The sequence below is a fragment of the uncultured Maribacter sp. genome, from assembly GCF_947496775.1.
GTDB lineage: Bacteria > Bacteroidota > Bacteroidia > Flavobacteriales > Flavobacteriaceae > Maribacter_B.
Genome location: NZ_CANMDU010000017.1, coordinates 1 through 12,951, shown reverse-complemented (window position 1 = coordinate 12,951; position 12,951 = coordinate 1). Strand labels below are relative to the sequence as shown.

The window sequence follows — 12,951 nt, the reverse complement described above, 5'->3', positions numbered from 1 at the left end:
TACTCAAAAGATATGGTTTTGTGGTTTGGTTGTGTAATGGCTTTTAACATTCCATTACCATACCACGTATAGGTGTATACTCCCTTAGTTGTAGTCTTTTTTATTAGGTTGCCTTCTTCATCATAGGTAAAAGTATTCCCATTTGCTTTTAATAATTGCCCCCCAGGGCCATAAGTTCTATCTTTCTTATTTTTTGTACGGTATAGATTACCAATTTCATCGGGTAATTTGTAATCTATATCATGGTTTTCATATTTAGCAGAGGCTAGGTTTCCAAAATTATCGTGTGTATATGTTACTTGCCCTTTGGTTAGCTGGTTTACCATGCGGGTAAGACGGTCGTTCACATTCCAGTTATAGGTTCGGTGTCTTATTTTGCTATCAGCGCGGTTTACTATATGTTCTATTGGGCGGCCTGCTTCATCGTATTTTTTTTGGGTAGTAATGCTTCCTGGTAGCATACGTTCTACCTCCATACCAATAGAGTTATATGTATAATTGGCGGACCATGGGTTTGCTTTTTTTTGTGTAGTTTCTTTATTGGTAGTATTTACTTGGGCATTCATGGTTTCTATTTGGCCCATTTTGTTTCGCAATAGGTCTATTTCTCCACCTAGACTACTTGTAATTTGTATTCGGTTGCCTAATTTGTCATAGGTACCCTCAACAAGGTGCCCGTCTTGGTTTTCAGCAACAACTCTTCCTGCATTGTCGCGGATGAGTTGTACGGTACTATTTTGGTTAACAGCTTCAATAAGATTGCCGTTACGGTCGTAACTATAGGTTTCCCAACTACCATCACTATGTTCGGATCGTGTTATTCTACCATTAATATCGTACTCGTATTCTGTATATTTACCTCCTGGACGGTTAACTCTGTACACTTTTCCGGCACGATCGCGTTGGTAATTCCTTGTAAGACCATCAAAACCAATTTCTGTAGTGATATTACCGTTTGCATTGCGCTTAAAACGGTAGCGTTCTCCATGTTCATTATCTATATACCGTAATTGTTCTTCGGTATCGTAATTAAAAAAAACTTTGCGTCCTCGTTCTTCTCGCATTTTAAGGTTACCCATTGGGGTATAGGCAAATTTTACTTTTCCGTAACGTTGATTCATTTCTACGACTTCATCGTAGGCATTGTACTTAAGTAATACTGTATTGTTGTCTGCCTCTACAATTTGGCTTACTCTGTTTAGCGCATCATATATAAAATGTTGTTCTTGATTTTCTGCATTTTTTGTTTTAATACAACGCCCCCAAGTATCATATTCCCATTCTGCTTTTGCCATATTTGGCAATTGCATTTGTTTTAAATTATAATCGGCATCATAGAATAATTGCGATGTATTACCTGCATTATCTCGAACTTCGGAGATTAATCCTTTATCATTATAATCAAAAGAGGTTACTCCACCATCTGCAGCAATAATTGCATGTAATTGGTCTTCTTTATAGGTTCTAATTACTGAATCTCCTATAGGGTATTTGGTTAAAACTAGTCTATCTTTTTGATCATAAACGAAAGTAGTTATTGCGCCATCTGGTTGGTGAATGCCTATTAAATTTCCCCTTTGGTCATAGCTATATCCTGTGGTATTGCCTTCTTCATCTATGTCTCGATACGGTTCCATATAAGAGGTGTATTCATGAAAAATATGTCCTCCCATTGGGTCTGTTACTTGGGTACAAAGGTTTAGATTATTATAGTAATAAACACTTTTTTGCCCTAAAGAATTAGTAATTATATTATGCCCCTTTTTATACTCTAAGGTTCCAGAGAGAACACCGCCATCTCCTTGGGTTGCAATACATTTAGCACCTGTTTTTTTTCCATCATATTGCCAATAAAATGCTTGTCCATTACGATCTGTTTTTTTGATCATTAAATGGTTTTCATATTCCATTAAGGTTTGCTGGTCTAGGGCATCGCTAATACGAATTAGATCACCTTCTTTGTTATAGCCGTAGTTTATTAATTTACGTACCTGCCCTTGGTGTTTTACATTAATTTCTGTAATGCGGTTATATTTGTCTAATTGTAATTCTACGAATCTACCCACACTATCTATAATGCGGGTAAGGATATTTGCAGCATTATATTGCATTTGTACCTTAAAACCTTCTTTATTAACTATTTCAGTTGGCTTAAAAAGGGTTGCATTTCTTTTTTTATAAATGTAGGTTAGTTGCTCGTTAGCATCTTCTAACTCATAGGTGTACTTATCTACATAGTTAAGAGTAATTTTTTCTGTGCGATTATAATATTGTTCCCCAGGACTATGTAATAACGGCATTGCTGTAATACGACCATCTGGTAGGCGCAATATTATAGCGTCTTCTTTAGGGTCAATATGTAAGGATAGGTCATAGTTAGAGTGAAATCCATGCCCCATAAGACCTTGATAAGCAGAATCGGAATACCAATTGCGTTCCCAGTGTATTGGAATGGGGCCTGCTAAACTAAAATCTTCTCCATCATAAACCATACGGCCAGTTACTAAATCTACAGGTTCAAAACCCATTTTACATAGTTTTTTACTAAGGCCTTCTGTAGCAGGAATTTTTTTAAGTACAGATTTGTTAATTTTTTTTAGTCCTTTACCAAGGCCTTTACCAACACCTTTCATTAAAGCTCCAAAACCAAAACTCATTGCCATTCCTGTTAACATCCCTAGTAAATCTGGAGCATAAGGCCCGCCAACCATTACGGGTTTTCCCATTGGTAATGGAATGGTCATTGAAGTTGGCAAATACAAACTAGGAATTGGTTTTAGTTTTTTTCCTGGGGCTAGAGTAAGTGGCATTCCTATATCATTACAGGACATTAACATATAGCCGGCAGGAGAAAAATAATTATCTTCGGCATGGACCGTAGTGCTTCCAAAAAAGTTTACAGAATCATGACCAATCATTGGCGCCATTAAAAAAGGACCTCCCATAGGTATATGAAAATAAGTGCCCAATAAACCCGAAGTTTGGCTATTACCTTTTGGTACGCCATTTACGTTGATAGTGGATCCAACAAATGGAATATAATCCATCGGGTCCATTACCATTCCAATAAATGGATGCGGTATAGGAACAGGAGCACCTAAGATAATGACAATATGTATGTCTATTCCCAGTATGGGTGTAAAATGTTTATTAGCTAATAACATACGTATTTCTTTTAATTTTGCTTACCAAATTTTGTTATCTACTCTTTTATTTTATTCTTTATTACTTAGATATACTAGTTTTGAGTTGTTTTTCTTCTGTACTTAATTTCTCTTTCCAATTTTTAGACTCTAAGTTTGTCATAAAAGAATCAATTTTTTCTTGTTTCTTTTTGTTAGAAAACTCAAAATAGGCAAGAGCTATATTGCTTATAGGACTAGTTTTTAGTTCTTCGGACATTAGAGTTATTCCAAAATTATAGGCTTTTGCTACAATTTCTTGATACCATAAAACATTTTTTTTCTTTATTAAGGTATATGCTGTAACATAGGCAGATAAGGCTTGTTGCGACATTTTATAGGAAACAGCTATATTGGCTTGTTTACAAAAAAGCTCTACAGCAGAGTCTATTTTTTTTTGATGTTGCATACTTGCAGCCATAAAACCATAGGTTTGTAAAATAATAGGCTTTGCTGTTTCATCTCCGCTTGTAACTCCTTGCTTAGCTATGGTTAAAGCCTTATTTAGTAGTTTATCTATAGTGTCGAATTCTTTAAAATGAAACAACATACCTGCGTATACTGTGTGAGCAGTAGCATAGAACGCTTTGGAACCTGTTTTTTGTGTAACCTCAAGACCTTTTTCGCCCCAATGATGTAATCGTTTTCTATTATTTTTAGAAGTACTATTTCCCATCTCTAACATGCATTGTCTAAATTGCACTTCTGGGTCATTAGGATCTCCTGAAAGAGCCAATTTTTTCATAGCTCCTTCTAAATCTAATTCTACGGATATAGATTTTCCTATCTCCTTATATTTTATTTGAATTTCCTCGAAATAATGTTCTGGACTATGATCAAAAACCATTAATCTAGTTTTGTTAGGAAGGCCTATATGTAATAATTTATCCATCCATTTTTTATAGTCAGAGGAAGATTGTACCGTATATGGAAAAAGAGATAATATTAAATGTTGTTGAGTATCTGGTAGAGCATCTTGAAAACGCTCTAACAACTCTAATAACAAGGCATCAAAATTTGTTTTTGGTTTTTTTAATGCGCTTCTAAAATATTCTTTATCCCATTGTATTTCTTCTTTTCTTTGAGAAAGTTGGTCTTGTACTTTGGTGTCTTTCTCATAGTTATCTAACCAATCTTTAATAATATTTTTACTATGTATATTACTATTATCAAAGGCAGTTAACATTACAATAGGTATGTCGGGTATTACACCATTCGAGGTAGATTCTAATCTTAGAAAACCTTCGTATAAACGAACTTGATCTGGTCGTATTATCCATCGTATCCATTGCAAGTGAGAATATGGGCTTACTTCAGTAAGCCATTTTTGTTGAATTTTTGTGACTAATTGAGCCACAGGATTGTGTTCGTTACTCATGAAAATTAACCACAATTTAGATTTAGTAATCCGCCTTTTACATTGGTCATTGTTGTACCATCTGCTTCAAGAATTCCACTACTTTTTAATTTAAGCTCTGTTGTACCTTCAACCTTCGTGCTTGGTGCAGTCATTTCTATTTTAGCAGCACTGTTTGTGGTTACTTTAGAACTACCTTCTGTCATTATTTCTTTTGAGATAATATTAACATTATTAACTCCATCTATATTTACTGTTTTGGAAGCCATAATATTAATTTCTTCGGAATTTAATGTCAGTTTTTTATTTGCACTTATGGTAATTTCGCCATTTCCATTCATGACAACAGTATTGCCATCTGCATCAGAAATAGTAATACTACCATCTTTATCATTCATGAGTACCTTGTTGCCACTCTTAGTTTGTATGGCCTTTATATTGTTTTCTGCGTCTGCAAGTCCACTTTTTGCACTGGTATTATAACCAGCACTAAGTACATAGGGTTTTTCTGGGTTGTTGTTTTCAAAACCTACAAGTACTTCTTCATTAATTTCTGGAATAAAGTAAAAACCTTTACCACCACCACCATAAGGAGTTAGCATTTTTATCCATGGGGTAGTGGTACTCATTTGTTTTTGCCAATCAAACTGTACTTTAACTCTTCCTAAACCATCTGGGTCATTATTATCTAACACCAATCCGCGTTGCTCTTCTGCTTTTGGGGTTGCAAAAACAGCACTATAATACGGGTGTGGTGTACCCTCAGGAACCCCCTCAAAATGATTTTCATAATTGCCACTATGATCAAAACGATGTGTTAGTTTGGTAATCATATACGAACCAAAAGAGTCTCTACTAGTCTTATCTGCATAATTAATACCTTCTATAACTAAACTATCGCCAACGCGTAAGGAAACCAATTCAGAGGTGCCATTTGCTATAATCATATTAGCAGCTTTACCTAAAGTGTCTACCTTAGCAATATGGTCTAAACCTTGTTGTCCGCTATATTCGTTTTGGTTATGGTTCCAAGCATAGTTTTCTTTTTTTGCAAAAACAGCTTCAGACTGTTTTTTTATTTGTGCAGCGTAAGGATGCCCACTTTTAGCGTTATGTGCTGCGGATACTGCTTCTAAAGCAGAATCGTTTACCCAATCTTGGGAAGTGTATCCACTATTTTGTGCTTGTAGATTGGTAGACAACCCAAAGGATTGTACATCTTGGCCATAAATTCCTTGTAATTCTTTATCTCCTGTACGCCCAACGCAAAAGGTTCTTCCATTATCATAGATCCAAACACCATAACGTGCTGCCATACGTTGTAAAAAAGCAAAGTCAGACTCATTATATTGCACTGTGTAGGGGAGTGTAATATTGGTACCACTACCTAATTCCATTTTTAAGAGGTCTTTAGAGTGCCCTTTAAAAGTATCGGTAATTACTTGGCTAAAAGAAGAGCCTTCTTCATAGCTAAAGCATTGTACCGATTTAGAAAGTAGAATACTAGCCCCTTGTCCAGAAAGGACAATACTACCAGAACCACCAGTTCCTTTTTGTAAGGCAACGGAAGTAATAATACCCACATATTCTAATTGCCCATCGTCTAGGCCAATAGATATTTTTTTGCCAGAATAGTTAATGGAATTGTTCATTAAAGTCCCATTATAGCCTTCTGTAGCATTGGTTTGATATACCACTTGAAAAGAACTATGGGTGCCCACAGCAAGTTCTATAGCTACTGTAAAACCAGATTTAGGCAGAAAAATTTCTCCATCTATAATAAGCGTGGGTTTAATTAGTTTTGGCATAGTGTTGTATTTTGGATGTTAAAATAAGGAGAATTCTGACGTGTTCTAAAAAATACAATACAAAATCGATGAACGGTATTAACCTAAGGGCTTAATTTTAATGAAAGCCTCATAAAGGGATGGGAGTAATAGGAATTATGTACTAAGTTTTCTGTCACTTTACTATACCAGTATTGTAGCATGGCATAAATATAAAAATCTCTATTATCTAGCAAAGAGTACCTTAAAACAAATTTAATTGTGATGGTTTGTAACTTAAATAAATGTTATAAAGGTTTACTCGATAATCGAGATTTAAATGCTCCGACGCTTGCGTCGAAATCAATGCTTATTTTCCTTCTAATGCCTCGTGGGCTTGCCCCAAGGTTGTTTACGTTTTTTTTGTAAAGTTCCAGATACTAAATAGAATTCCTGCTCCAAACAAAAGGTAAATTCCATAGGAATTTAAGAAAGACACTTCAGAGGTTTTGGTTAATTGAGGAGTTTCTTTATTATATAAAATTACAATAGAGTCGTTTTTAGATTTTAATGTGCCAATATATGGAATTGCCATTACTTTAACTCTACTTTGAAACGTTTTGCCATTAGAAGTACTATAAGAAACATCTACAAATGCCTGTGTACCTTTTCGACTAATACTATTATGTATTTCTGTGATTTTAGCTTTGGTCTCTATCCAACTTTCCGAATTTTCTTGACCATTGCAGTTAAGAGAAGAAAAAAATAAGCAAAGACATATTAGGGCTATTTTAAAAAAAGTATTCATAACAAACATATATAGTATTAATTTTCTAAGAGTGGGGGCTACTAAAGTAATGAAATTAATTATTTTGTAATATAATAGTTAGATAGATAAAGAATTTGTTTTGTTAGTGCTTCTAAAACTATATGTACAACTATAGAATTTATTTTGGAATGGGTTATATCTTTAAGTTTAACTTTTTTGTACGTCTAATAAAAGGTAGATAATTTATAATTTTTACAAATAGTTAAGTTTTCTTAAAAGCTATTTTATAATTTGTTAATGTGTTATTTTTATAGGATGGGATTACAAACAAGAAAAGGATTTCGTTTCTCTACTTATGAAGCTCCAAATCAAACCCCTTTTGAAAAGTTGTTTGATATTTTTCAGGAACTTATAACACATACCTCTGGTGATTTTGATGAGGCTATAGATTGGTTACGAGAATTAGATAAAGAATACCAACTTACAGATGAAGACTATACCATTGATGATTTTATTGAAGACTTAAAACAAAAAGGGTATATACGCGAGGAATTTGAAGATGGAGGAGGAGAACCAAATGATGATGGGGAGGGTACAGAAGATCCTAAAGGAACAGTTTCTATTACCGCTAAAATGGAACGTATTATTAGAAAACGTGCATTAGACCAAATTTTTGGTAAGCTAAAACGTAGTGGTTCTGGGAACCATAAAACTGGAAAATCCGGTAGTGGAGATGAGCATACTGGAAATTTAAGAGCATATAAATATGGAGATGGTTTAGATAATATTTCTATGACCGAGAGTATTAAAAATGCGCAAGTAAATAGTGGCATTGGAAACTTTACTCTAAATGAAGAAGATTTAGTTGTAGAGGATACTGAGCATAAAGCGCAAATGAGTACAGTGCTTATGATAGATATAAGCCATAGTATGATTTTGTATGGCGAAGATAGAATAACACCTGCTAAAAAAGTGGCCATGGCATTGGCAGAACTTATTACGACAAGATATCCAAAAGATACTTTAGATATTCTTGTATTTGGTAATGATGCTTGGCCAATTCCTATTAAAGATTTACCTTATTTAAAAGTTGGGCCTTACCATACCAATACAGTAGCTGGTTTACAATTAGCTATGGATATGCTTCGAAGAAAGCGGAATACAAATAAGCAAATTTTTATGATTACAGATGGTAAACCAAGTTGTTTACGTATGCCAGACGGCACGTATTATAAAAATAGTGTTGGTCTTGATGAGTATATTGTAGAGAAATGTTATAATATGGCTAGCCAAGCTAGAAAATTACATATTCCAATTACCACTTTTATGATAGCGCAAGACCCTTATTTAATGAAGTTTATTAGACTGTTTACAGCAGCCAATAAAGGGAAAGCATTTTTTACGGGTTTAAAAGGTCTGGGGGAAATGATTTTTGAAGATTATGAAACTAATAGAAGAAAGAGGTTAAAATAGATTGCTTCGGCTGCCCTTATTCCTCATAAATTTTGAGATTTAGTAAAGTCGAAATCGGTTTAAAATATTTAAAAAAAATAGAAATAAGTAAGTTGAGGCTTGTTGTTTGCTAGTGAATAAATACATATTCTAGAAAATGAGACATAAACAAGCATTAACCAAGAACAAAAAAAATATATGAAATTGAATTATAAAGAAATATCCACATTAGCAGAATTAAAAAAAGCAGGATATAAAAGTAAAAGTATAAAGGACGAGCTTAGAGATAATCTAAGAAATAAAATAAAAAATGGAGAGACTACTTTTGAAGGAGTTTGGGGCTATGAGAATACGGTTATTCCAGAATTAGAGAGAGCTATTTTATCTAGACATAACATAAATTTACTAGGACTTCGTGGACAAGCAAAAACCCGTTTAGCAAGGTTAATGATAACTTTGTTAGATGAATGGATTCCTGTTGTAGAAGGTTCCGAAATAAATGATGATCCTTTGCAACCAATGTCTCGTTATGCCATAGAATTATTAAAAGAAAAAGGAGATAAAACACCAATTTCATGGATGCATAGAGACGACCGTTTTTATGAAAAATTAGCAACGCCAGATGTTACTGTTGCAGATTTAATAGGGGATGTAGATCCAATAAAAGCTGCAAATCTTAAATTGTCTTATGCAGATGAGCGTGTTTTACATTTTGGAATGATTCCACGCGCTAATCGTTGTATTTTTGTTATTAATGAATTGCCAGATTTACAAGCAAGAATACAAGTATCATTATTTAATATTTTACAAGAAGGGGATATACAAATAAGAGGTTTTAAACTACGTTTGCCTTTAGATTTGCAATTTGTTTTTACTGCTAATCCGGAAGACTATACCAATAGAGGGAGTATTGTTACGCCGTTAAAAGATAGAATAGGATCCCAAATATTAACTCATTATCCAGAAGATGTTGAAACGGCACGTAAGATTACGGAACAAGAATCTAATTTAGATTCTAGACAGACGGATGCTGTTTATGTTCCTAGTTTGGCAAAAGATATTTTAGAGCAAATTAGTTTTGAAGCTCGCAAGAGTGAGTATGTAGATGTTAAAAGTGGTGTAAGTGCTAGAACTAGCATAACCGCTTTTGAAAACTTATTAAGTACAGCCGAAAGAAGAACTCTGCTAAGTGGAGCCGATAAAACTACAGTGAGATTAAGCGATTTTATTGGGATTATACCTGCAATTACTGGAAAAATAGAATTGGTTTATGAAGGAGAACAAGAAGGTGCAGATGGTGTTGCTAGTTTGTTATTAGACGAAGCTGTAAAAACTATTTTTACGACCTATTTTCCTGTAATAAATAAATTAGAACGTAAAGGAGGAGAAACTCCTTATGATGCCCTTATACAATGGTTTTATGACGGAGAAGGATTTGAATTAGAAGACGATTATACAGATAAAGAATATCATAGATCTTTAAATGATATACCACCTTTGACACAGTTAATAAAAGAGTATCAGCCAGATTTTCCTAAGGAAGACACAAATTTTCTAAAAGAAGTTTTGCTTTGGGGATTGGTTGCTCATAAAAAACTAAGCAAACATCGATTTTCTGAAGGTTATCAGTTTAAAGATTTATATGGTAGCTATATAAGCGGATTATAAAAAAAACAAATAAGGAACAAAAAAGCCATTTTAATAAACAATTAAAATGGCCTTTTTACATAACAATTAATTTTCCCCGCATTATACTTGATACGCAGGTAGGTTAAATATAAAGGAACTTCCTTCTTTTGGTTTACTCAATACTGTTATAGTTGTATCATGTAAATCCATAATTTTTTTAACAATAGCTAAACCTAAACCATAGCCTTGTTTTTTAGTGTTTTTATTTACTTGTTTGTAGCGATCAAAAATAAAAGGCTGTTCATTAACAGGAATTCCAGTACCAGTATCAGTTATGTTTATTTCTACGTTATCATCAATTTTGTTTAGAGTTAAGGTTACCAAACCATGAGGATTTGTATATTTTATAGCATTTTCGATTAAATTTTGAAGAGCTCTTTCTACTAAACTTACATCTGCAAATACCATGCAGTTAGAGTTTGGATTTTCTATTTGAAGTGTTATTTCCTTTTTCTGTGCTATTACCTTAAATTTTGCTACTAAATCATGAGACAATTCTGTTATAGAAAAAGGCTCTTTAATAGGGGTAACCTGTTCCGCTTCTAACTTAGAATATTCAAACAATTGGTTTATTAAATTTGATAGCTTATCTACATTGTCATGCGTAATTTGCAAATACTCCTCCTTTTCAACTTCCGAAAGGTTATCCTTTTTAATTTGAAGCGTTTCTATATATCCTTTAAGAATAGCCAAAGGCGTTCGTAAATCATGAGATACATTGGCAATAAGTTCTCTACGGAGTAAGTCCACAGATTTCATTTTATCCATATTGCCTACAATAGTATCTGCCATTTCATTAAATGAATTTGCAAATATTTCGATATCCGAATCTTCCGGATTTTCAATTCTAGCGTCTAAATCTCCTTCCTGAAACCTTCGCACGGTACCAGTAATTAATCTTAGATTTTTGGTTAAAAACCATATACTGATTAATCCAATAACAACAGAAAACAGCATGGTTAATAGAGTTGCTCCAATTCCTAATTGTTTAAAATAAGAACTTAATAAACTATTACTAATATTTTGAAAATCCTTTCCAGCAAGAATAATATATACATATCCTTTCCTTCCTTCGACTTCATATGGTGCGGCAGAAAATATCTTTTTTGTTCCAGGATTTCTAGGGTCTTCTCCTTTTACAAAGGAGGCTCCTTCTGTTTTTATAAATTCTTTTACAGGCCCTAAGGCAACAGTTTTAGAAGGAGCGTTATCACTATGATCTAAAACTACAGAGTACAAAATTTCACCAATATCATTTAATAAATAAACCTCTATGCTTCGATTTACTGCCATCATATCGTGCATTAAATCCCCAAATAATGGCTTATTTACACTTCCATCTTCAAGAAAAGGAGAAGCATTAGTGAATTTTTCTTGAATAACATGGTTTGCAATATTTGCATTTACTTGTTGCGTTGTGGCTTGGTTGTATTTGTTTGCATAATAGCCTGTTATAAATATATAAGAGGCTCCCATTAATAAAATTAATAGTACAAAAGCGACCCATAATTTTTTAACCAATTTTGGGGTAAGTGCCTTATTTTTATTGTCCATTATAGTATTTCTTCATTAAACTTGTAACCAACTCCCCATGTTGTTAAAATATATATTGGGTTAGTCATGTCCGATTCTATTTTGGCTCTTAAGCGATTAATATGAGAGTTTACGGTGTGTTCATAACCTTCAAAATTATATCCCCAGATCATATTTAAAAGCTCGGTTCTTGAATAATTCCTTCCCGGGTTAGATGCCATTAACACTAATAATTCAAATTCTTTAGGAGATAGTTCTATTTTGTTACCATCTACAATTACTTTTCTTTTATCAATATCGATTAGCATTTTTTCAGCAACTATAGAAGAAGAATCGTCTGTCTCTACTTTTGAACTAGTATTATCTGTCCGCCTCATTACTGCTTTAACTCTAGCTAATAGTTCTCTAATACTAAATGGCTTTGTAATATAATCGTCGGCACCAATCTCTAAACCTAAAACCCTATCTATTTCTTCAGATTTTGCGGTTAACATAATAACCGGGGTGTTCTTTTTAGCTCGTAGTTTTTTGCAAACTTCCACGCCATCCATACTAGGTAAGGTTAAATCTAACAATATTAAGTCATATTCGTTGTCTAAAGCCATTTGCAATCCTAATGCTCCATCCATAGAATTGGAAGTTTCATATATAGAATCTGTTAAATGAATCTCTAAAAGTTTAACAATTTCTGGGTCGTCTTCTATTATTAGTATTTTCTTCATAGTTGAATTTACGAAACAAATTAAAAAGTATCACATAACTATCACAAATACAAAAAACAGTTAAAGCTCTTTGTTATTACAATAAGAATCAGGACATTAATAGTAGTGTAAAAAACGGAATACTTACAAAATGAAACAAAAAGTTTACACTTCTGTGATATTTTCATGATATGTTTTGTCTTAGTTTGATAGGTAACTTATTAAAACACAATATTATGATGAAAACTTTACTTTATTACAAAATTATCCTTTCCCATAATTTAAGTCGGATAGGAACATTAAGTATTATCATATGCATGCTTTTATTAGGATCTTATAATTTGTTTGCAAATGATAATGAAAAGACTACTATTCCAAGCGAAACAAAAATATTCGCAGTAGTAGATGGGGGAACTATCAGTGGCGGTCCATTTACCTTTTGTGTAGGCGATGGAGAAGCAGATTATGCAAAAGGAGTAAGCTTAGAATGTAACAGTACAGT

9 protein-coding genes are annotated in these 12,951 nt (G+C 33.4%); 3 read left to right on the top strand and 6 right to left on the bottom strand.

The window, feature by feature from the left end; translation table 11 throughout:
- The 4 genes from Q0856_RS17475 to Q0856_RS17460 all read right to left on the bottom strand — a co-directional run.
- The coding region (locus Q0856_RS17475) for a DUF6531 domain-containing protein (RefSeq protein ID WP_298507073.1) at positions 1–3,164 on the bottom strand (3,164 nt) is incomplete at its 3' end.
- A 61-nt stretch (positions 3,165–3,225) separates the two neighbouring features.
- Positions 3,226–4,560 carry a hypothetical protein gene (locus tag Q0856_RS17470; RefSeq protein ID WP_298507071.1) on the bottom strand — a complete coding sequence of 445 codons (1,335 nt, stop codon included), beginning with the start codon at positions 4,558–4,560 and terminating at the stop codon, positions 3,226–3,228.
- Positions 4,561–4,565: 5 nt separating this feature from the next.
- Positions 4,566–6,347: a phage baseplate assembly protein V gene (locus tag Q0856_RS17465; protein WP_298507068.1), complete on the bottom strand. Its 1,782-nt coding sequence runs from the start codon at positions 6,345–6,347 to the stop codon at positions 4,566–4,568.
- 370 nt (positions 6,348–6,717) lie between these two features.
- Entirely contained in the window at positions 6,718–7,113 is a 396-nt protein-coding gene (locus tag Q0856_RS17460; RefSeq protein ID WP_298507067.1) for a DUF3592 domain-containing protein, read from the bottom strand.
- Positions 7,114–7,389: 276 nt separating this feature from the next.
- Here Q0856_RS17460 and Q0856_RS17455 point away from each other — a divergent pair, with 276 nt between their 5' ends.
- Together Q0856_RS17455 and Q0856_RS17450 are read left to right on the top strand one after the other, a co-directional pair.
- Positions 7,390–8,547 carry a VWA domain-containing protein gene (locus Q0856_RS17455; RefSeq protein ID WP_298507065.1) on the top strand — a complete coding sequence of 386 codons (1,158 nt, stop codon included), beginning with the start codon at positions 7,390–7,392 and terminating at the stop codon, positions 8,545–8,547.
- A 177-nt stretch (positions 8,548–8,724) separates the two neighbouring features.
- The gene (locus Q0856_RS17450) at positions 8,725–10,194 is read left to right on the top strand and encodes a magnesium chelatase (protein ID WP_298507063.1); all 1,470 of its coding nucleotides are present in this window, start codon (positions 8,725–8,727) and stop codon (positions 10,192–10,194) included.
- Positions 10,195–10,275: 81 nt separating this feature from the next.
- Here Q0856_RS17450 and Q0856_RS17445 read toward each other — a convergent pair whose 3' ends face one another.
- Together Q0856_RS17445 and Q0856_RS17440 are read right to left on the bottom strand one after the other, a co-directional pair.
- Positions 10,276–11,769 carry a HAMP domain-containing sensor histidine kinase gene (locus tag Q0856_RS17445; protein ID WP_298507061.1) on the bottom strand — a complete coding sequence of 498 codons (1,494 nt, stop codon included), beginning with the start codon at positions 11,767–11,769 and terminating at the stop codon, positions 10,276–10,278.
- Positions 11,769–12,470, bottom strand: a complete 702-nt coding sequence (locus tag Q0856_RS17440; protein ID WP_298507059.1) for a response regulator transcription factor — start codon at positions 12,468–12,470, stop codon at positions 11,769–11,771. Before Q0856_RS17440 ends, Q0856_RS17445 begins: the two co-directional genes overlap by 1 nt.
- 215 nt (positions 12,471–12,685) lie before the next feature.
- Between Q0856_RS17440 and Q0856_RS17435 the strand changes: the two genes are divergently transcribed.
- A partial coding sequence (locus tag Q0856_RS17435; protein WP_298507057.1) for a hypothetical protein occupies positions 12,686–12,951 on the top strand: 266 nt, incomplete at its 3' end.

Bases quoted from the DNA above. Each gene is read 5' to 3' on its own strand.
- Q0856_RS17465 (WP_298507068.1), bottom strand. From the start codon at position 6,347: ATGCCAAAACTAATTAAACCCACGCTTATTATAGATGGAGAAATTTTT.
- Q0856_RS17440 (WP_298507059.1), bottom strand. From the start codon at position 12,470: ATGAAGAAAATACTAATAATAGAAGACGACCCAGAAATTGTTAAACTT.
- Q0856_RS17470 (WP_298507071.1), bottom strand. From the start codon at position 4,560: ATGAGTAACGAACACAATCCTGTGGCTCAATTAGTCACAAAAATTCAA.
- Q0856_RS17455 (WP_298507065.1), top strand. From the start codon at position 7,390: ATGGGATTACAAACAAGAAAAGGATTTCGTTTCTCTACTTATGAAGCT.
- Q0856_RS17445 (WP_298507061.1), bottom strand. From the start codon at position 11,769: ATGGACAATAAAAATAAGGCACTTACCCCAAAATTGGTTAAAAAATTA.
- Q0856_RS17450 (WP_298507063.1), top strand. From the start codon at position 8,725: ATGAAATTGAATTATAAAGAAATATCCACATTAGCAGAATTAAAAAAA.
- Q0856_RS17460 (WP_298507067.1), bottom strand. From the start codon at position 7,113: ATGAATACTTTTTTTAAAATAGCCCTAATATGTCTTTGCTTATTTTTT.